We start from the raw sequence: 20,559 nt of genomic DNA, 5'->3' as shown, positions 1-20,559 counted from the left end.
ACCATTATCTAGAAATATCTTGAGACGTCCAAGTATTTTCTTTATTACTGGACTCTTATTAGAGAGTAAAACTAAGCCTGAGATAGGGCTTAAATATTAATATACGAGAGGGAATTGATCCGTTAAAAGATGTGAAACCTGTTACATTAAAAGGTCACGATCAGTCGCTTATTGCTCTTTTAAATGGTGACGTAGATGCAGCTGTTGTATTCCAAGATGCTCGTAATATTGTAAAAAAAGATTATCCGAATATATTCGAGCAAACGAAAATAGTGAAATTTACGGAGAAAATTCCAAACGATACGATTTCGGTACGTTCTGATTTAGATGAAGAGTGGAGCAAGAAATTACAGGATGCTTTCATTGAAATTGGAAAAAATGAGGAAGGTCACAAAATCATTAAAGAAGTATATTCACATGAAGGATATGTTAAATCTGATGATAGTAAATTTGACATCGTTCGTGAATATGGGAAGAAAGTAAAAACGCAATAATACATATGGAAATGGCAGCTAGCTGAAAGGGAATGTTTTCAGTTAGTTTGCCGTTTTGAATACATAGAAGGTAGGTAAGATGTGTGATAGAATTTCGAAATGTCTCCAAAGTGTATCCAAATGGTACAAAAGGATTGAATAATATAAACTTGAAAATTCAAAAAGGTGAGTTTGTTGTAATGGTAGGGCTGTCCGGAGCTGGAAAGTCTACACTTCTAAAATCGGTAAATCGTCTTCATGAGATTACAGAAGGCGAAATCATGATTGAATGTGAGTCTATTACTGCTGCAAAAGGAAAAGATTTACGACGTATGCGCCGGGATATTGGTATGATTTTTCAAAGTTTTAACCTTGTAAAGCGATCAACAGTATTGAAGAATGTATTAGCTGGCCGTGTTGGATATCATTCGACATTGCGTACAACGTTAGGTTTGTTTCCGAAAGAGGATGTGGAGCTCGCATTTCAAGCGTTAAAAAGAGTGAATATTTTAGAAAAAGCATATGCACGTGCTGATGAATTATCAGGAGGACAACAACAACGTGTATCGATAGCTAGAGCATTGGCGCAAGAAGCAAAAATCATATTGGCAGATGAACCTGTTGCGTCGTTAGATCCGCTAACAACAAAGCAAGTATTAGATGATTTAAAGAAAATTAATGAAGATTTTGGAATTACAACAATTGTAAACTTACATTCTATTGCTTTAGCTAGGCAATATGCGACGCGTATTATTGGATTACATGCAGGCGAAATTGTTTTTGATGGTTTAGTAGAAGCAGCAACGGATGAAAAGTTTGCTGAAATTTATGGTGACGTAGCACAGAAAAGTGAATTGTTAGAGGTGGCAGTTAAATGAATGATGTGACGATATATTCGAAGTCGATACCGAAGCCGCCGAGTAAGTTAAAACATATGTTAACGTTTATTCTATTCATTTTACTGTTGTGGGGAAGTAGTATACAGGTCGACGCATCATTTTCAAAGCTAGTAGTTGGTTTTCCTAATATAATGGATTTGTTAAAAGAAATGGTGCCGCCAGATTGGAGTTATTTTCAAGTTATTACAACAGCAATGTTAGATACAATACGTATGGCGATTATTGGGACGACTTTAGGAGCGATTTTAGCTATTCCACTTGCACTGTTTGCGGCAAGTAATGTGTTTACTAGTACATTTTTATACAGTCCAGCTCGATTGATTTTAAATTTTATTCGAACGATACCAGATTTATTATTAGCGGCAATTTTCGTAGCTATTTTTGGAATAGGACCACTTCCGGGTATTTTAGCTCTTACTTTTTTCTCAATTGGGCTCGTGGCGAAATTGTTGTATGAATCAATTGAATCAATTGACCCTGGCCCACTAGAAGCGATGACAGCTGTAGGGGCTAATAAGGTGCAATGGATTGTTTATGGAGTCATTCCACAAGTAAAAGCACACTTTGTTTCCTATGTACTATATACATTTGAGGTGAATGTACGGGCAGCGGCTGTCCTAGGTTTAGTAGGAGCAGGTGGTATTGGACTATATTATGATCGTACACTTGGATTTTTACAATATCAACAAACTGCATCTATTATCATCTATACTCTTGTTGTTGTATTGGTAATTGATTATGTAAGTACATTGTTGCGGGAGAAATTATAATGAGTAAAACGACGATAATCGTACCAAAACCGAAGAAACCGAGTGTGTATCGCTCGTTTATTTTTATAGCACTTACATTTGTTTATATATGGGCTTTTTCAGGAGTACCGCTAGAGGGAATAAAGGAAACGGCGGGAGAAATTACAAAAGCAATTATGACAGGGATATTGAGTCCAGACTGGTCGTATGTATCTTTGCCAGATGGTGAAGATTTATTACATGGATTAATTGATACGTTGGCAATTGCGATATTAGGTACATTTATTTCTGCATTTTTATCTGTTCCGTTTGCCTTTTGGGCGGCAACGAATATGAGTAGTGGAAAATTAACTTCAGGATCTGGGAAAATTGTACTTAGTTTTGTTCGTACGTTTCCTGAATTAGTTATGGCTCTTTTATTTATAAAAGCTGTTGGTCCAGGCTCTTTTGCAGGAGTATTAGCCTTAGGATTGCATTCTATTGGAATGTTAGGAAAACTATATTCAGAAGGAATTGAAAACATAGATAAAGGACCGACGGAAGCGTTACTAGCAACAGGAGCAAATCGTTTTCAAATACTTTGGTATGCGGTGTTACCGCAAGTGTTACCAGATTTTCTATCGTATACGTTATACAGATTTGAAATTAATGTACGATCCGCTGCAATTTTAGGGGTTATTGGAGCAGGAGGGATTGGTACACCTTTAATTTTTGCGCTGAGTTCACGGAATTGGTCTCGTGTTGGTATTATTTTATTAGGTATTATTTTAATGGTAATTATAATTGATTTGATTTCAAGCTCGATTCGGAAACGGATTGTTTAACTTATTTGAAAAGCATCGAAGTTAGATGCTTTTTTATGTTTTTAAAAACTTATTTAAAAAAGTAAGTATAGAAGAAATTTGTATAAATATACAGATAATTCCCTTTCCTTTTAAAATAAAAATAATGAAAAAGTATGTCATATTGAATGCCCATACATTCCCGGAAACATTGATTTTTTTATAAAAAATCAAAAAAATATCAACATATTTGTCGATACATGTTGTATAATCTTGCGTGGGAAGCTATCATATAAATGTATAAAACGTTTACTAATATAAGCGAAGGGAAGAATAGCATGTCACATTCAATCGAACAACTTTCTATCAACACGATTCGCACATTATCCATCGATGCGATTGAAAAAGCAAACTCTGGTCACCCAGGAATGCCAATGGGTGCAGCACCAATGGCTTATACATTATGGACTCAATTTATGAAACACAATCCAAATAACCCAACGTGGTTTAACCGTGATCGTTTCGTATTATCTGCAGGTCATGGTTCAATGTTATTATACAGCCTACTTCACCTATCTGGTTATGATGTAACAATGGATGACTTAAAGAACTTCCGTCAATGGGGAAGCAAAACTCCAGGACATCCTGAGTACGGTCATACAGCTGGTGTAGATGCAACGACTGGTCCACTTGGACAAGGTATTGCAACTGCTGTAGGTATGGCAATGGCTGAAAGACATTTAGCTGCTAAATATAACCGTGATGCGTTTAATGTAGTAGATCATTATACATACGCTATTTGTGGTGATGGAGATTTAATGGAGGGCGTTTCTGCTGAAGCATCTTCATTAGCTGCTCATTTACAATTAGGTCGTCTTGTTGTGCTTTACGATTCAAACGATATTTCATTAGATGGCGATTTAAATCGTTCATTCTCTGAAAGTGTAGAAGATCGTTACAAAGCATACGGATGGCAAGTAATCCGTGTTGAGGATGGAAACGATATTGAAGCAATCGCGAAAGCAATTGAAGAAGCGAAAGCTGACGAAAAACGCCCAACGCTAATTGAAGTAAGAACGACAATTGGTTTCGGTTCTCCAAACAAATCAGGAAAATCAGCTTCACATGGTTCTCCACTTGGTGTAGAAGAAACAAAATTAACGAAAGAAGCATATGCTTGGACTGCTGAGCAAGAATTCCACGTAGCAGAAGAAGTATATGACAACTTCCGTAAAACAGTACAAGATGTTGGTGAAACTGCGCAAGCTGAGTGGAACACGATGCTAGGTGAATATGCACAAGCATACCCAGAATTAGCAAACGAATTCCAAGCAGCAATGAACGGTCAACTTCCAGAAGGTTGGGAGCAAAACTTACCGACTTATGAATTAGGATCAAAAGCAGCAACTCGTAATTCTTCTGGTGCTGTAATTAATGCAATTGCAGAGTCTGTACCATCATTCTTCGGTGGATCTGCTGACCTTGCTGGTTCTAACAAAACATACATGAATAACGAAAAAGACTTTACAAGAGATGATTACAGCGGTAAAAACATTTGGTACGGTGTACGTGAGTTCGCAATGGGTGCAGCAATGAACGGTATTGCACTACATGGTGGTTTAAAAACTTACGGTGGTACGTTCTTCGTATTCTCTGATTACTTACGTCCAGCAATTCGCCTTGCAGCATTAATGCAATTGCCAGTAACGTATGTATTCACACATGACAGTATCGCTGTTGGTGAAGATGGTCCAACACATGAACCAATCGAGCAATTAGCAGCGCTTCGTGCAATGCCAAACGTTTCTGTTATTCGTCCTGCTGATGGTAACGAATCTGTTGCAGCTTGGAGACTAGCTTTAGAATCTGCAAACAAACCAACTGCTTTAGTATTAACTCGTCAAGACCTTCCAACATTAGAAGGTGCAAAAGATGATACGTATGAAAAAGTAGCAAAAGGTGCATATGTAGTTTCTGCAAGCAAGAAAGAAACGGCTGATGTAATCTTACTTGCAACTGGATCTGAAGTAAGTCTAGCTGTTGAAGCTCAAAAAGCATTAGCAGTAGACGGCGTTGACGCAGCTGTTGTCAGCATGCCATCTATGGATCGCTTCGAAGCTCAAACTGCAGAGTACAAAGAATCTGTATTACCAAAAGCAGTAACAAAACGTTTCGCAATCGAAATGGGTGCTACATTCGGATGGCACCGTTACGTAGGTCTTGAAGGAGATGTGTTAGGTATCGATACATTCGGTGCTTCTGCTCCTGGTGAGAAGATTATGGAAGAGTATGGATTTACTGTAGAGAACGTTGTTCGTAAAGTAAAAGAAATGCTTTAATGATTTCAGAAAAATCTCTCCGGCATGGAGAGGTTTTTCTATGTAAATGAGTTTTTTCGACAGAAAAAGTTTTTTATCTCTCCGCAGTCAGACAATCATTGCAAATTTTCTTATATATAATGAAGAGAAAAGGTTGTCCAGATTGGGAGTGGAAAAATGAAAACGTATGAATTGTATTTAATTCAAGAGGATATTGCGAAAGCTTATTTTGGTCGTGAATATTTGTTTTTTGATTTATTTGCTCGATTTTCAGAATCTGGGTCCCTTTCGGAGAAAAAAGTGTTATATAAGCAAATGATGTATATAACGATGCCATTGCAAGTAATGAAAATTCATCATAAATTAGAACAAGCTTTGCGCGTTCTTGGTAAATATGATAGAACACATCATACACATACACTTTATACGGGAGCGGAGTACGGCGAAATAATGGTGAAACCGCACTATATTCGTATGAATACCTCTGGAAATGTCTCTATGGAAACGACGTTCTTTGAGGTGTTAAGAAAGTGTGAATTAACATTTTTAGCTATGGATTATGAAAATACAAAGTACGGATGGCTGAATCCTCTAAAACAAGTACGAACATATGTGTAAAAAATGTCGAATTGTATCTTGTCTTATTGAAAAGGTTTTAGTACACTGTAAGGTAGACAACATGAAGGAGGAAAATATATGCCAATTTGGTTAGGTATTCTAGTGGGCGTAGTAGCACTAGTAGCAGGCGTGGCGTTAGGATTTTTCATTGCCCGCAAATACATGATGAATTACTTACAAAAAAATCCACCAATTAACGAACAAATGTTAAAAATGATGATGATGCAAATGGGACAAAAACCTTCCCAAAAGAAAATCAATCAAATGATGAGCGCAATGAACAAGCAACAAATGAAATAAGCGCTAAAAGACACTCGCTAAGAGTGTCTTTCTTTTTGTTAGTTATAGTTTTTAAAACTTTTAAAAATTCTGTATTTTTGGTAAACTGAAAACATCGCTCATTTTAAGGGAGGAGGAAAAAAATGAAAGTGTTTATGAATTTAGCGTGGTTTTTTAAACAAGAAAAACGAGCGTACATAACTGGAATTATTTTATTGTTTGGCGTTGCACTTTTAGAACTTGTAGCACCAAAAGTAATTGGAATCGTTGTAGATGAAATTAATGATGGAACATTGACGACCGATAAGTTACTAAAATGGGTTGTACTATTAGTAATTGTAGGTATTACGATGTACATATTACGTTACATATGGCGTATTATGATTTTCGGGTCTTCATTAAAATTAGCTCGCCAATTACGAAAAAATTTGTATGAACATTTTACAAAGATGAGTCCATCTTTCTATCAGTCAAATCGAACAGGTGATTTAATGGCACATGCGACCAATGATATTCAAGCGATCCAGCAAACTGCTGGAGCAGGTGTTTTGACGCTTGTTGACTCATTAGCTGTCGGAGGATGTGTACTCGTAGCGATGGGTTTTACAATTAGTTGGAAGTTAACATTATTAAGTTTAATTCCAATGCCGATTGTAGCTATTTCGACAAATTATTATGGAACTTTATTACATAAAAGGTTTCATAAAGCACAGCAATCGTTTTCGGAAATCAATGATAAAGTGCAAGAGAGTATGAGTGGAATGAAAGTGATTCGCTCGCTTGGACAAGAGAAAGAAGATTTACAGGCGTTTCGAAGAAAATCAGAAGATGTTGTACATAAAAATGTGTTAGTTGCACGTATTGATTCGTTATTTGATCCGACAATCTCTCTTATCGTTGGATTTTCTTTTTTAATCGCAGTATGTTACGGATCGGTATTAGTTGTAAGAGGTGAATTAACAGTAGGTGATCTCGTTACATTTACGACATATTTAGGTACCCTCGTTTGGCCAATGTTAGCGTTTGGATGGTTATTCAATATTATGGAGCGTGGGCGTGCTTCATATGACCGTGTAGAAAAAATTCTTTCACAAAAATCAGATGTAGTAAATAGCGAAAATGCTGTACATACAATAGCGAGCGGTAATGTTTCGTTTGCCGTTGATTCATTTTCGTATAAGAAAAATGAATTGTTACATTTAAACGATATTCACTTTGATTTGAAGAAGGGCGAAACGCTAGGAGTTGTAGGACGTACAGGCGCAGGGAAAACGACTTTATTAAAATGTTTAATCCGTGAGTATGATCATTTTAATGGTGAATTAAAAATTGGGGAGCGAGATATTCGAGATATGACACTTCATGGTGTCCGTTCTGCCATTTCATACGTGCCGCAAGATCATTTTTTATTTTCAGCAAGTGTTGGTGAGAATATTGCCTTTGGAAAGGCGGATGCTACATATAATGAAATTACCCAAGCTGCAGAGATTGCTTGTATTCATAATGACATCCTCCAATTTTCAAAAGGATATGAAACAGTAGTAGGGGAAAGAGGTGTTTCGTTATCTGGTGGTCAAAAACAGCGAATCTCTATTGCTCGTGCTTTATTAACAAATGCTGAAATTTTAATTTTGGATGATTGTTTATCAGCGGTAGATGCAAAAACAGAAGAGACGATTTTAAGTGCCTTAAAGAGGGAGAGAGCAGGGAAAACGACGATTATTACTGCACACCGATTAAGTGCAATTCAGCATGCCAATCTTATTCTTGTTGTTGATGAAGGTAGAATTGTACAAAGAGGTACACATGAGGAATTAATGAAGGAAAACGGCTGGTATAAGGAAATGTATGAAAGCCAGCAATTAGAAGCTTTAGTCGAGAAAGGAGGCGTATGATGGTAGAGAAGAAGCGAAGTGATTTAAGTAGATTGCTTTCCTATATGAAGCCATATAAAGGGTTACTATCTTTAGCATTTATCTTTTTAGTTGGTGCGACAGTAACGGAAATGATGGGTCCTTTTTTAATTAAACAATTCCTCGATGAACACCTAGTACCGCGGGATTTTGAACGATCAGCGCTCGTTACTTTATTTGTAATTTACATAGTTGCTCATTTATTAAAAGTACTATTTACGTATTTAAATCTATTGTACTTTCAGAACATTGCTTTTAAGATTGTTCAAGATATGCGAGTTGAAGTATATGAACATGTTCAAAAGCTGTCATTAAGTTTCTTTGATCGTACGCCGATTGGTACACTTGTATCGCGTATAACAAATGATACGGAAGCGATTAAAGATTTTTATGTCAGTGTATTATCAACATTTGTAAAAAATGTAGTCTTTTTAGTAGGTATTTTAGTAGCGATGTTTTTATTAGATGTAAAATTAGCGCTATTTTCTCTCGTATTAATTCCGATAATGTTTGCGATTATGGTATTATATCGCCGGAAAAGTGCAGCTTTTTATTTAGAAGTACGTAATCAACTAAGCGTGTTAAATGCAAAGTTGAACGAGTCCATACAAGGAATGAATATTGTTCAAGTGTTCAGACAAGAAAAACGTATGAGAAAAGAGTTTGAAGAAGTGAATAATAAACATTATAGTGCAGGGCGACGTACTTTGAAGTTAGACGCATTACTTTTACGACCAGCTACGGATTTAGTACATATTGTAGCTATTGCGTTAGTACTAGGTTTATTTGGGATTGATGCTTTAAAGAGCCCTGTTGAAGTAGGAGTTTTATATGCTTTTGTTAACTATATACATCGTTTCTTCCAACCTGTAAATGAGATGATGATGAAATTGTCCTTCTTCCAACAGGCACTTGTTTCGTCATCACGTGTATTTCATTTAATGGACGAGAAAGATTTAGCACCGGTTCAAAAAGGCAATGAGAATCCTCAAATCGTGGATGGAGATATTGAATTTAAAAATGTTACTTTTTCATATGATGGAAAGCGTGACGTTTTAAAAAATGTATCATTTCACGTGAAACAAGGGCAAACGGTTGCTTTTGTTGGGCATACTGGTAGCGGAAAAAGTACGATTATGAATTTGTTAATGCGATTTTATAATATTAAGTCAGGAAATATTGTAATAGACGGTGTAGATTTAGAAAAATTTGAAGAACGAGAAATTAGAAAGAAAATAGGACTCGTATTGCAAGATGCATTTTTATTTGCTGGAAATGTAAAGCAAAATATTCGTATGTATAATGAAGAAATTACGGATGAAGAAGTAAAAGAAGCTGCTCGATTTGTGCAAGCGAATACGTTTATTGAAAAGTTACCAAAACAGTATGAAACAGAAGTAGTAGAAAGAGGTGCAGCATTTTCAAGCGGTCAACGACAATTAATTGCTTTTGCTAGAACGATAGCAACGAATCCGAAAGTATTAGTATTAGATGAAGCAACAGCTAATATCGATACAGAAACAGAAGAGGCTATTCAAACAGCGTTGCAACAAATGCGAAAAGGTAGAACGACGATAGCCATTGCGCATAGGTTATCTACAATTCAAGATGCGGATCAAATTTTTGTGATGCATGATGGAGAGATAGTAGAGAGAGGGACACATCAAGAATTATTAAGTGAGCAAGGTTTGTATTATAATATGTATTTGCTACAAAATAAAGTGAGTTTGCAAAAGGCCTTGTAATACAAGGTCTTTTTTATTTTGTATACAAAATATGTTTACTCTTTGTTTCTATAGCATAAATGTCGTGTCCTCTTATGAAACTTGTACATATTGTATGTATACGAAGTAAAAAAATGATAGGAGATTTTATATGCAAAACAGATCAAGTTCAAATGTTACGTTTATTGATGTGTCTCATTGGGAAGGGAATATTGATTGGAATGCAGTGAAGGCATCTGGAATTCCAGCAGCGTATGCAAAAGCGACAGAAGGTGTAAACTACATTGATCCTACTTTTACTAAGAATGTACAAGCAGCACGAAATGCGAATGTATTAATTGGTGCATACCATTTTGCACGCCCAGAACAAAATGATGCAATTTCAGAGGCAAAATATTTTGTGAGTATATTACAAAATAACCAGACAGACTTAATGCCAGTTCTGGATTTAGAATCACCAACAGATCCGAGTAACAGTAATTTAACTGGTAACGCTATATCGAATTGGGCAAGAAGCTTCATAAATTATGTGAAACAGGCTACTGGAAAAGATGTAATGTTATATACAGGAGTTTGGTATATTAATGAGTTCGGAATTAGCGGATTAAGTGATATACCGCTTTGGATTGCTAAATACTCGAGTACACCGCCTGCTGATGCTGGTGGATGGACAACGTGGACAGCGTGGCAGTACACAGATTCTGGACAAATTTCAGGCGTAGGAAATTGTGATGTATCAGCTGCAGTTTCATTAGAAGCTTTAAAAGGGAATGGAGCAAGTGGTGGAGGTAATGTTTCCCCGCCTAATAATGCAACTCCAGTGTACGGGGTTGCTATAATTAATGGAGATAATGTGAATTTGAGAAGTGGACCATCTTTGCAGTCTAGTGTAATTCGCCAATTGAATCGTGGCGAAACATATGAAGTTTGGGGAGAACAAGATGGATGGCTTTGTTTAGGGACAAATCAGTGGGTATATAATGATCCGAGTTATATTCAGTATAAACATTATGTGGCGACTATTACTGGTGATAATGTAAATTTGCGTGATGCTCCATCATTAAATGGAAATGTTATAAGACAGTTACATCATGGTGAATCGTATCGAGTATGGAGTAAGCAAGATGGATGGCTTTGCTTAGGGACAAATCAATGGATATACTACGATCCAAGTTATATTCAGTATGGTGTACAATAGAGTGAAAATAAAAGGTGCCCCGTCAGAGGTGCCTTTTATTAAAAATATACAACTTTTACAAAGTCTATATCGAAACCATAGTATACTATAATAGATATATTTATAAAAAATAATCGAAAATGAAATAAAGGGGTAAAAATATGAATTATGTGCTAATAGGTGCGGTTTTAATATTATTAGCTGTAGTATTTGTGCTGTTTTATAAAAATAAACAGTTAGAATCAGAGAGTCAGCAAGTAGAATTTGAAAAGAAACAAGCGATTGAAACGTATAAAAATGAAATTGCAGCTACGGTGATAGAGCATAAAGAACAACAAAATAATTTAAAAAATATGGAACAGAAAAAATACAATGATTTACAAGTAAGTGCAAATAGAGAAATTGAAAATATGCGTATGATGAAAAATCAATTAGCTGTGCAGCATAGTAAAGAACGTAGTGAAATGCAAAATAAACATAATAACGAAATACATATGTTTCAAAAATTAATTGCAAATCTACGAGAATATACTAAAAACGGTGCTGAAATGAATACGTACGAAACATTGCATTATATGAAGCGAGGATTCATAGAGCAAGGCATCATATTAGATGCTGAAATTCAAATCATGCCGAATGTTTTTATTAAAAATAATAGTGAAATAAACGATAATCGAGTCCATCATCTCATCTTGTGCAAAACTGGTATTTATCTACTTGAGACGAAAGAATGGGAAGAGAAATTAATTCATGGTTTAACGAAAGAAAATGCTGGTATATATTCATTTATGATTGATGAAATGGGTAAGTATCAACAAGAAGTTGAAAAAGAAGAGACATTTGAATATATAGTAGGTAAAGATTCGTCAACTATACAAGTGAAAAATGAAGGGAATCCAGTATATAGGGCGAAGAAACTATCTCAAATTTTATACAGTGGTTTGAAAGAAATCCAGGCTAATAGTATAAAAGAAAAAGTAAAACCAGTTGTATATTTTTATAATAAAAATGGAAAAGAAATAGTAGACCTTTCTAGTGAGGAAACACCTAGATTAAAAGATCGGGAGCAAATTGTAATGTTCTTCAGAAATGAAATCTTAGCAGGGAAAGTAGTATATACAGTGCAAGAATTAGAACAGATTCGAGAAATGATTAGCCGGATGAATTATATAGTGAGTTAAAAGGGGAGATCTTTCTGAACGCTATGCTACGTGGCATTTTGTATGTCTCTTTTTGTTTGTATATAGTAATGTACATTCTATTTATATTCGTCATTGATATGGTCCATATACCCTTAAGTGTAAGGAGCATTTTTGTAGTATTCATACCATTTGTTTTATTAGTCATGATTCAAAGGGCTATTTTATATGTTTCTAAAAATCGTAATGAAGAAAAGAAGCAAATGTTGGGGGTTTTAATAGTAGCACTCATACCATTAATAGTGTGCACTGTACAACTAAGTGTAAATGAATATACATCAAAGTTTAATCAAAATAGATGGTTAAATCATGCAGATAAGCGGGTATATATGGTAGATGATCTATTACAAAAATATAAATTAATAGGGAAATCAAATGAAGAAATTACACAATTGTTAGGAGCTCCAATGGAAACGAGAAGTGGGGAAGAAGGAGTTACCACTTTGTATTATCTTGGGACTGAACGTGGCTTTATTCCAATAGATAGCGAACAGCTTGTTTTCCAATTTGATAGAGATGGAAAAGTCATGGAATATACGGTGCATAAAGATTAAAGAAACGTAGAGGGAAGCTATATGTTATAGCTTCTTTTTTATTTTTCAATATGTCACGGAAGGGGGAGAAGGTTTTTGAGTGGAATAAGGAATGAAAGCGGAGGTGATGCATATATATAGATGCATTGGGTGATTATTAGTCCGATTGGTGAGGGGTAATAATTAATAAGTACGGACAAAAACCCCACTCATTAAAGTTTTACTTTATCATATTGTATAAATGAAAAGGAGGTAAGACGGTGAAAGCAATCCCGACTGATGTCCTGAGTAAAGAATTGATGGAAAGAGAAGGAGTTATATCTATTACAGTAAAAGAATTTGAAAAAATAGAAGTAGCTGGAGTAGTGGTCGCTGGTCCAGCGATTATTTTGATTAATCAAGATTAAGTACATATTTTTGAAATAAAAAGCATCCGTCTAGGATGCTTTTTATTTGTATGTAAGGATAAATATGATGGATAATTGTGTTACTGGAGGGAAAGTCTGTGGCAATTATTATAACAATGTTAGTAATGGGTATTTTATTAGGATTTGTTGGAGCTGGAGGAGCTGGGTTTATTATCGCGATACTCACTTTAGTATTTCATATTCCTATTCATGTTGCTCTTGCAACATCTTTAACTGCAATGGCATTTACGACATTATCAGGTGTTGTCAGTCATTACCGTGAAGGCAATGTTGCATTTATTATAGGCGGGATTGTTGGAGGATTTGGCGCAATTGGCTCTTATATTGGTTCTAAATTTGGTTCACTTATACCAGCACATCTTCTTCATTGGTTTACAGCTGGGATGTTATTTTTATCGGCAATTTTTATGTTTATTAAATTAATTATGTTCCAAAACAAAGAACAGTTATCTTTATATAAGCATAAAGAGTTTTCCATGAACTACTTGTTGAAATGTATATGCCTTGGATTAGTTACTGGAATGATGGCTGGTTCATTTGGGATTGGTTCTGCACCGTTTATTCAGCTTGGATTAATGGTTTTATTGAGACTAACGATTCAGCAATCTGTAGGGACAACGATGCTTGTTATATTACCGATTGCAATTGGAGGCGGGCTAGGATATAGTTCGGAAGGATATTTAGATTATATATTGTTATTGCAAGTATTAATTGGGACCATGTTAGGGGCATATATTGGCGCGAAGTTTACAAATTATGCACCGCGAATGCTTTTGAGGTTTTCGATGATTATGACACCGGTTTTAGCTGGATGTATGCTATTGATGGAATAAGGTGAAATTATAATAAGTAGGGGGTTACTGCTTACAAATAGCGGGATAAAATTAATATAGCAAACTATTAATATATTTTACGAATGAATTATATAGGTAATTCATATTTCCCATATAAAAGGATTTGTTTTAATATTATGAGTGTAAAGTTCGAGTATTCGAAGTACTACTTGAATTATATCCCTATCCCTTTTCTAAAAATGCGAACAAGTTTTGCCCTATTCTATTCAATAGTTAATTGCATAGAAATATATTGTTCGATGACCATTATGGAACGTACATAATGGGAAAATCCCGATCCTTAAAGAGGATGCCCCTAATCTTCATGTGAAAATATGATCGGATATGAAAGCTGACCAATTTATGGTCAGCTTTCTTTTTGTTCGAAAATTATTTCTTCTTTAATTTCTGTTTGCAATAATACAGTTTTTCCGAAGCGACGTTTGCATTCCGCGCGCACTTTTTCAAGGGCTAGTAGCTGAGTAGTGGCGGGAACTGTGACAATAGCTTGGCGAGGTTTTCGATTTTCTTCACAAAAGACACATTCCACAACATAATTAGAAATCATATTTTCATCCTTCCAGTTTTAATTTCTAAGAAGGGATTGTCTATGAAGTTGATGTAACTTTTCGTCATTGTTTTATTATTTTCCTTTTTTTTCAAGGGGAAAATAATAAAGAAGGCGAATTTTAGTAGGGGAGGGATGTTTATGGAGAGATGGATAGGTAGTGCAGCGGTATGTGTAAATGAAAAAAATGAAGTTTTAATGGTATTGCAGGGCAAAGAGGGAGAAGAAAAAAGGTGGTCTGTCCCAAGTGGAGGACTTGAAAAGGGAGAGACACTAGAAGAATGTTGTATTAGGGAAGTTTGGGAAGAAACAGGTTACAATGTGGAAGTTGTAAATAAAATATATGAAAAAGAGGGTATTACATACGGTGTTCCAGTGTATGTCCATTATTATTTTGTTAAACAAATAGGCGGTAATATGAAAATCCAAGATCCTGATGAGTTAATACATGAAATTGCTTGGAAAGGGATACATGAAGTTGAACAATTGTGTTTAGCTTTTCCAGAGGATTATGAATTGCTGTGCCAATATATAGATAAAGAAGCAAGTATGTAAATACTTGCTTCTTTAATGTATCCAAGACAAGAAAAGCGGAACGATAACTAAACTAGAGCCTGCTGTTAAAAGCATGGATAAACTTGCGATTGTTCCTTCCACAGGACCGATTTCGAATGCTTTTGATGTACCGGTTCCATTTGCGCTCGTTCCTAACATAATACCTTTTGCGATTGCTGTTTTAATACGGCAAATACGTATGAGAGAAGGACCGAGCAATGCTCCTGTTAAGGCAGTTAAAACGACAAATACAGCAGTTAATTGTGACATGCCACCAATCATTTCTGAAATAGCCATTGCGATTGGTGTTGTTACGATATGTGGCGCTAAACTATGTTCTAGTGATGAATCAATTTGAAAATAATTTGCTAGTAGTGCTGAAGTAATGACTGATAAAAACGAACCGACAATGACATTAAGTAAGATAGCCATTCCATGTTTCTTTAATAAATCAAAATATTTATAGATTGGCCATGCAAAAGCAACTGTTGCGGGCTTTAATAATTCAGTTAACCAGTGACCACCAGATTCATATGTTTCATAAGGTGTATCTAATCCGAGCAATAAAGCAATTAAAATAATGGGACAGACGAGAAGAGGAGAAAGTAGACTCCAATTCCAACGTTGATACATTTTTTTGATATCCAATATGTGAATAGTGTTAATAGTAAACAAAGAAATCCGATCATTGCGTTGATCCTTTCCGCTTTAGTAGCAATTCTGTTAAAAGTCCTGTAACTAAGGTAACGCAAAGAGTGCTAATCATAATAATTAAAATGAGATCGATTCCATATTGTGTTAGTGTATCTCTGTAACGTATGACAGCGACTGCAGAAGGGATGAAAAATAAAATAAGTTCTTTTAATAAAAAATCTGCTCCGTCCTGTATCCATTCTTTTTTAACTAGGTTAAATTTTAATGAAATTAATAATAAAAAAATACCGATTATACTTCCTGGAACTGGGAGGTGTGCCTGTTTTGCAATCCATTCACCTGTCCAAGCGAAACAAAATAGTAATAAAATTTGTCCGCTTAACTTCCACCATTTCATACAGTAACCACCTCTTTCTTTTTTTACATAAAAATTGTAAAAAAGAATTAACAATTTCTACTATACGTTCATTCAAAATATTTGTCTAATATATAAATTATATGTTATTAATATATTAGACATATTAATCGAAAGTGAAAAGGGTGTCCAAAAATGGAATTACGGCATTTGCAATATTTTGTTGTTGTGGCAGAAGAGTTACACTTTGGACGGGCAGCTGCTCGTTTACAAATGACACAACCACCACTTAGTCAACAAATACAGCAATTAGAAAAAGAAATGGGAGTTACATTATTTTCAAGAACGAAAAGAAGGGTTGAACTAACAGAAGCAGGAGAAATGTTTTTAAAAGAAGTAAAAAAAGCGTTTGAACAAATTGAAAAAGCAGTAGAAGTTGCACAAAGTGCGCAAAGGGGAGAAGTAGGATCACTTTCAATTGGTTTTGTAGGTGCGGCGATATATGATATTTTACCATCAATTGTTAGGGAATATAGAAAGAAATTTCCGAGAGTGTCTGTTGCATTACATGAATTGTCAACACCAGATCAAGTTCATGCACTTCATGATAACCGTATTGATATTGGCTTTTTACGTCCACCAATTCCAACACAATTATTAGAATTAGAGCCAATTCAAAGGTTATCTTGCACCTTATGTTTACCAAAGGCACATCCACTTGCAGAGAAAGATGAAATACATATAGAAGATTTACGAGATGAGCCGTTTGTATTTATTACGAGACCAGTATGGCCAGCTTTGTATGATACAATTTTATCTCTTTGCAGAGAAGTAGGATTTAGTCCACGTATTGTACAAGAAGCAACAGAGTATCAAACAGTTATGGGGCTTGTAGCAGCAGGAATTGGAATTACAGTAATACCCGTATCGGCAAATAAGTTATATAAAACAGAAGTTGTATATAAAGAATTATATGATTCTAATTTTGTGGCAGAAATGTCAGTGGCTTACAAAAAAATGAATAGTAATCCAGAGCTACTAGAGTTTTTAAAAATTGCAAGAGAGAAGAAAAGAATAGAAGTAGAAGATGAGTAATAGTAGTAACAGAAAATGGAGTTAATTCAGATTTATAAAAGTACACCTTGTTAAACAATAAAGCGGAAATGCAACTTAAGTTGCATTTCCGCTTTATTGTTCTTTTTTTAGCTCGATACTAAATAGATAAACGTGTTCATTTTCTTTTAAGAGTAAATCAATACCTTTGTCTTCGTCAATTGTAGGGACGCTTACAGTTTCTTTACTTGTTTGGATTACAGCAGCTAAAATTGTTTTTTGATTGTATTTTAAATTTTTTATAGATTGGATTGTAGTAGTTGCGGAGCTATTTACGCTTGGTGGTGCTTCTTCATGAACAAGCGTTGAACCACCTTCAATATTCATATACCACTGCCTTTTTTCTTGTATATCTTTATTGAATTGGAAATGTGGTGGTAAAAAAGAAAGCTTTACTTTCTTTTTTGAAAAATGTGAGGTAGCTATATTAGCAATTTCTTTTGTTTTTTTACCATTGTTATAATAATCAATTGTAGCATTTATTTCATCTTTATCATTTTTAAGCGTAACGTTATAAAACATGCTATTTCCTTCTTGAAAAGGAGTCATTTGTAAAATAGAAGCTTGCTCTTTTGTTAATTTGTATGGCTCAACAATGGCAACTTCATTGTTTTTTATTTGGCTACAACTTGGGAGTAATAATAAACACAAGATTGATAGTAATTTTATACGCATGCAATCTCCTCCTTTTTACAATTATATTCTAAATGTGATTTTTTATCATTTCGTTTTCTAGGACTAAAGACTTAGAAGAAATTCCGATTGTAGTGCGATGTTTAAAATGTCATATTTTTATACACTAGTAGTATAGAATGCGTATGTAATAAGGTAGGGGAAGAATTTTATGTCTTTATGTCGGTTAGCGAGAAAAAATATTAGAACATTTGCTACCAAAAGGATGAAGCAATTTATGTGGATTGCTATGAGTACTATGATTTTGTTTTTTATGATATCGTTACAATTTAATGAAGTAGTTGCTGGGGAATTAGGGACTACGCTTTTATTTCAAATGTGTTTTTACACGTTGTTTATCGTAGTCATTTTCATATGTACGTTTATTACATATAAAATGACTTATTCTCTTCTGCAAGTGAGGAAAGAAGAAGTTAAATCTTATGTAGCAGAGAATAGGAAGAGAAATGATGTACTATGTTTATTATGTCAGGAGCAATTATTCATTTATGGAGCAGCGTTTGTTTTTGGATTAGTTAATGGGATGTTATTTTTAAAATTATTTACGATTATCTTTATAAGAATAGCAGGAATACAAGGGATAAATAGTGCACCGATTACAATATATGCAATAGTAGTAGTGAGTATAATTATGATTGTTATCCTTCTATTATCGATGGTGCAATGTTTTCGATTTGTTCAAAGTTTACAAGATAAAAATTCGTTGCATTTCAAGAAAAAGGCATGAGAAATCATGCCTTTTTCCATTTTACACATAAAAATAATCATGTTACAGTGAAAAGACCTGACAAAGAATGGGAAGGAAAGGTTGTATAGAATGACAAATGAACAATCAATTGTAAAAGTCGATCGGTTAACGAAGCGAATCGGATCAAAGACACTTGTACAAAATATTAGTTTTGAAGTGAAAAAAGGCGAGGTTGTCGGTTTACTCGGACCAAACGGTGCTGGAAAAACGACTTTAATGAGAATGATGGTTGGTATGATCCGTATGACAGAAGGTGAAGTATGGATTGATGGTCAATCTGTGAAACAGCAATTCGAAAAAACAGCTGCGAAAATTGGAGCGGTAATTGAGACACCTGAATTTTATCCTTTTTTGAGCGGCTATGAAAATTTAACATATTTCGGACGAATGAATGGTAATGTGACCGAAGAACGTATCGATGAAGTAGTGAAATTGTTAGGGATGGGACAAGTAATTGATCGCAAAGTAAAAGCGTATTCACTCGGCATGAGACAACGTTTAGGAATCGCTCAGGCACTTATTCACGATCCAGACGTGTTGATACTAGATGAACCGACAAATGGATTAGACCCTAGTGGAATACATGAAATGAGAATGTACATAAAAAAATTGCACATGAACAAGGAAAAGCTGTACTTGTATCAAGTCACTTACTTTCAGAAGTTGAATTAATGTGTGACAGAGTTATCATTATTCAGCACGGGGAATATGTGGCTACGCAAAATATTCAGCATAGCCAAAGCGAAGAGATGGAGACGATCCGTATACGTGTAGATGATGCGAATAAAGCAGCAGAAATATTAGGGCATGATGTTTTAGTAAAAGATAATGAATTACTTATTAATGTAAAAGATGAAGAAATCCCAAATGTTATTCGTACATTGCTTGAGAAAAATATTCAAGTGTATCGTGTATATGAAGAAAGAAAAACGTTAGAAGAGCAATTTTTAGAATTAACAGGGGGAAAAGATATTGTTTAATTTAGTATATAACGAACTGTATAAAATATTTAAGCGGAAGCGAACGATTATTCCATTTGCAGTTATTGCAGTATTAATAATCGGATTAGGATGGGTTACGGTAAAGTATTTTGAACCGGAAACAATAGGATGGAAAGTAGATTATACAGAACGAACTGTAGAAATTGAGAAAAAGCTTGGCATGAAAAAAGAAGCTATTTTAGCAGAAAAATCAGGGGATGAGCTTGTAAAAGAATACCAGCTTAAGATGAAGCATTTAGATACGGATACAGCACCGGCAAGCAGTTCTCCACTTTCTTTCATGAGAGATACAGGTTTTATCGTATTTCCAATTTTGCTCCCATTTATCCTCGTGTATGCAAGTACAATTTTTGCGAATGAATATAGCTGGGGAACATATAAATTTTTAACGATACGACCAGCGAGTCGCTTTAAAATTTTAACAGCAAAATTTTTAGCAATCGTTATATTTGCAGCTTTATTATTTATATTTAATATGATCTTCTCCGCTTTATGTGGACTTGTTATTTATAAATTCCAACAGCCTGCATGGAGTGAGTTTATTTTCCAAGATGGAAATATAATAAAACAAAACATTTTTGTAGAAGCAAGTAAATATTATGTTTTATCGTGGTTACCAACGGTTGTGTACGCATCGTTTGCATTTATGATTTCTGTGTTAACGAGATCTAGTGGAGGTGCAATTGGTATTTCACTATTCCTTGCTTTATCAGGCAATATTGCGTTATTAGCAGCCACTAGATATAACTGGGCGAAATATTTATTGCCAGCAAACACAGATTTATATAGTATTTCAAAGAACGGAAGTTTTATTGATGGAGTAACATTCCCGTTTGCATCATGTATGTTGCTACTTTATTTGTTCGTATTTTTATGTATTTCATATACTGTGTTTTTAAAACGTGATTTAACTTAATAAGAAAAGCCGTTCAGGGTGCTGAGATGCA

The 20,559-nt window shown here is 34.8% G+C and carries 20 protein-coding genes and 3 pseudogenes; 19 read left to right on the top strand and 4 right to left on the bottom strand.

Annotated elements, in window-relative coordinates; genetic code table 11:
- Positions 1 to 101: 101 nt before the first annotated feature.
- The 14 genes and pseudogenes from MR168_RS07230 to MR168_RS07165 all read left to right on the top strand — a co-directional run.
- A pseudogene (locus MR168_RS07230) lies at positions 102 to 494 on the top strand (phosphate/phosphite/phosphonate ABC transporter substrate-binding protein); the annotation flags it as partial.
- Positions 495 to 577: 83 nt separating this feature from the next.
- The gene (gene phnC / locus MR168_RS07225) at positions 578 to 1,351 is read left to right on the top strand and encodes a phosphonate ABC transporter ATP-binding protein (RefSeq protein ID WP_000569245.1); all 774 of its coding nucleotides are present in this window, start codon (positions 578 to 580) and stop codon (positions 1,349 to 1,351) included.
- Positions 1,348 to 2,142: a phosphonate ABC transporter, permease protein PhnE gene (gene phnE, locus MR168_RS07220; protein WP_001000763.1), complete on the top strand. Its 795-nt coding sequence runs from the start codon at positions 1,348 to 1,350 to the stop codon at positions 2,140 to 2,142. The genes phnC and phnE (MR168_RS07220) overlap by 4 nt, the downstream gene beginning before the upstream one ends.
- Positions 2,142 to 2,945, top strand: coding sequence for a phosphonate ABC transporter, permease protein PhnE (gene phnE / locus MR168_RS07215; protein WP_000047893.1), 804 nt, complete (start codon positions 2,142 to 2,144; stop codon positions 2,943 to 2,945). The genes phnE (MR168_RS07220) and phnE (MR168_RS07215) overlap by 1 nt, the downstream gene beginning before the upstream one ends.
- A 296-nt stretch (positions 2,946 to 3,241) precedes the next feature.
- Complete coding sequence (tkt, locus tag MR168_RS07210) at positions 3,242 to 5,242, top strand: transketolase (protein ID WP_242291214.1); 2,001 nt, start codon at positions 3,242 to 3,244, stop codon at positions 5,240 to 5,242.
- 156 nt (positions 5,243 to 5,398) lie between these two features.
- Positions 5,399 to 5,839, top strand: a complete 441-nt coding sequence (gene sirA, locus MR168_RS07205) for a sporulation inhibitor of replication protein SirA (RefSeq protein WP_000860645.1) — start codon at positions 5,399 to 5,401, stop codon at positions 5,837 to 5,839.
- A 78-nt stretch (positions 5,840 to 5,917) separates the two neighbouring features.
- On the top strand, positions 5,918 to 6,139 hold the full coding sequence (locus MR168_RS07200) for a YneF family protein (protein WP_001123317.1): 222 nt from the start codon (positions 5,918 to 5,920) through the stop codon (positions 6,137 to 6,139).
- A gap of 122 nt (positions 6,140 to 6,261) precedes the next feature.
- Complete coding sequence (locus MR168_RS07195; protein WP_086412328.1) at positions 6,262 to 8,013, top strand: ABC transporter ATP-binding protein; 1,752 nt, start codon at positions 6,262 to 6,264, stop codon at positions 8,011 to 8,013.
- The gene (locus tag MR168_RS07190; RefSeq protein ID WP_000229520.1) at positions 8,013 to 9,776 is read left to right on the top strand and encodes an ABC transporter ATP-binding protein; all 1,764 of its coding nucleotides are present in this window, start codon (positions 8,013 to 8,015) and stop codon (positions 9,774 to 9,776) included. The genes MR168_RS07195 and MR168_RS07190 overlap by 1 nt, the downstream gene beginning before the upstream one ends.
- 130 nt (positions 9,777 to 9,906) lie before the next feature.
- Complete coding sequence (locus MR168_RS07185) at positions 9,907 to 10,953, top strand: GH25 family lysozyme (protein ID WP_001181398.1); 1,047 nt, start codon at positions 9,907 to 9,909, stop codon at positions 10,951 to 10,953.
- A gap of 140 nt (positions 10,954 to 11,093) precedes the next feature.
- A complete protein-coding gene (locus MR168_RS07180; RefSeq protein WP_086412327.1) occupies positions 11,094 to 12,113 on the top strand; it encodes an NERD domain-containing protein in 1,020 nt (339 codons plus the stop codon).
- Positions 12,114 to 12,136: 23 nt separating this feature from the next.
- Positions 12,137 to 12,685 carry a hypothetical protein gene (locus tag MR168_RS07175; RefSeq protein WP_016123241.1) on the top strand — a complete coding sequence of 183 codons (549 nt, stop codon included), beginning with the start codon at positions 12,137 to 12,139 and terminating at the stop codon, positions 12,683 to 12,685.
- Between the two features lie 239 nt (positions 12,686 to 12,924).
- Complete coding sequence (locus MR168_RS07170) at positions 12,925 to 13,071, top strand: BC1881 family protein (protein WP_000644410.1); 147 nt, start codon at positions 12,925 to 12,927, stop codon at positions 13,069 to 13,071.
- A 98-nt stretch (positions 13,072 to 13,169) separates the two neighbouring features.
- Positions 13,170 to 13,925 carry a sulfite exporter TauE/SafE family protein gene (locus tag MR168_RS07165; RefSeq protein ID WP_086412326.1) on the top strand — a complete coding sequence of 252 codons (756 nt, stop codon included), beginning with the start codon at positions 13,170 to 13,172 and terminating at the stop codon, positions 13,923 to 13,925.
- Positions 13,926 to 14,292: 367 nt separating this feature from the next.
- Here the strand turns inward: MR168_RS07165 and MR168_RS07160 are convergent, their stop codons facing one another.
- Entirely contained in the window at positions 14,293 to 14,493 is a 201-nt protein-coding gene (locus MR168_RS07160; RefSeq protein WP_000625226.1) for a DUF3903 domain-containing protein, read from the bottom strand.
- A 141-nt stretch (positions 14,494 to 14,634) separates the two neighbouring features.
- Here MR168_RS07160 and MR168_RS07155 point away from each other — a divergent pair, with 141 nt between their 5' ends.
- Positions 14,635 to 15,048: an NUDIX hydrolase gene (locus MR168_RS07155; protein WP_000442975.1), complete on the top strand. Its 414-nt coding sequence runs from the start codon at positions 14,635 to 14,637 to the stop codon at positions 15,046 to 15,048.
- Positions 15,049 to 15,060: 12 nt separating this feature from the next.
- On the opposite strand, the pseudogene MR168_RS07150 reads toward MR168_RS07155, so the two are convergent.
- Both MR168_RS07150 and MR168_RS07145 read right to left on the bottom strand, forming a co-directional pair.
- Positions 15,061 to 15,737, bottom strand: a pseudogene (locus tag MR168_RS07150) (LrgB family protein).
- The gene (locus MR168_RS07145; RefSeq protein ID WP_000872365.1) at positions 15,734 to 16,099 is read right to left on the bottom strand and encodes a CidA/LrgA family holin-like protein; all 366 of its coding nucleotides are present in this window, start codon (positions 16,097 to 16,099) and stop codon (positions 15,734 to 15,736) included. The pseudogene MR168_RS07150 and the gene MR168_RS07145 overlap by 4 nt, the downstream one beginning before the upstream one ends.
- Before the next feature lie 153 nt (positions 16,100 to 16,252).
- On the opposite strand from MR168_RS07145, the gene alsR reads away from it, so the two are divergent.
- Positions 16,253 to 17,152 carry an acetoin biosynthesis transcriptional regulator AlsR gene (alsR, locus tag MR168_RS07140; protein WP_242291213.1) on the top strand — a complete coding sequence of 300 codons (900 nt, stop codon included), beginning with the start codon at positions 16,253 to 16,255 and terminating at the stop codon, positions 17,150 to 17,152.
- Positions 17,153 to 17,245: 93 nt separating this feature from the next.
- On the opposite strand, the gene MR168_RS07135 is transcribed toward alsR, so the two are convergent.
- Positions 17,246 to 17,845 (bottom strand): histidine kinase, encoded by a 600-nt coding sequence (locus MR168_RS07135; protein ID WP_086412324.1) that lies wholly within the window; start codon positions 17,843 to 17,845, stop codon positions 17,246 to 17,248.
- A gap of 169 nt (positions 17,846 to 18,014) precedes the next feature.
- Here MR168_RS07135 and MR168_RS07130 point away from each other — a divergent pair, with 169 nt between their 5' ends.
- The 3 genes and pseudogenes from MR168_RS07130 (at position 18,015) to MR168_RS07120 (ending at position 20,528) form a co-directional block, all read left to right on the top strand.
- On the top strand, positions 18,015 to 18,590 hold the full coding sequence (locus tag MR168_RS07130; RefSeq protein WP_065224083.1) for an FtsX-like permease family protein: 576 nt from the start codon (positions 18,015 to 18,017) through the stop codon (positions 18,588 to 18,590).
- 90 nt (positions 18,591 to 18,680) lie between these two features.
- A pseudogene (locus tag MR168_RS07125) lies at positions 18,681 to 19,591 on the top strand (ABC transporter ATP-binding protein).
- On the top strand, positions 19,584 to 20,528 hold the full coding sequence (locus MR168_RS07120; RefSeq protein ID WP_242291212.1) for an ABC transporter permease: 945 nt from the start codon (positions 19,584 to 19,586) through the stop codon (positions 20,526 to 20,528). The pseudogene MR168_RS07125 and the gene MR168_RS07120 overlap by 8 nt, the downstream one beginning before the upstream one ends.
- The last annotated feature ends 31 nt before the right edge of the window (positions 20,529 to 20,559 follow it).

It is taken from the genome of Bacillus cereus group sp. BfR-BA-01356, assembly GCF_022663635.1.
GTDB lineage: Bacteria > Bacillota > Bacilli > Bacillales > Bacillaceae_G > Bacillus_A > Bacillus_A cereus.
This window is presented reverse-complemented; position numbering and strand designations above follow the sequence as displayed.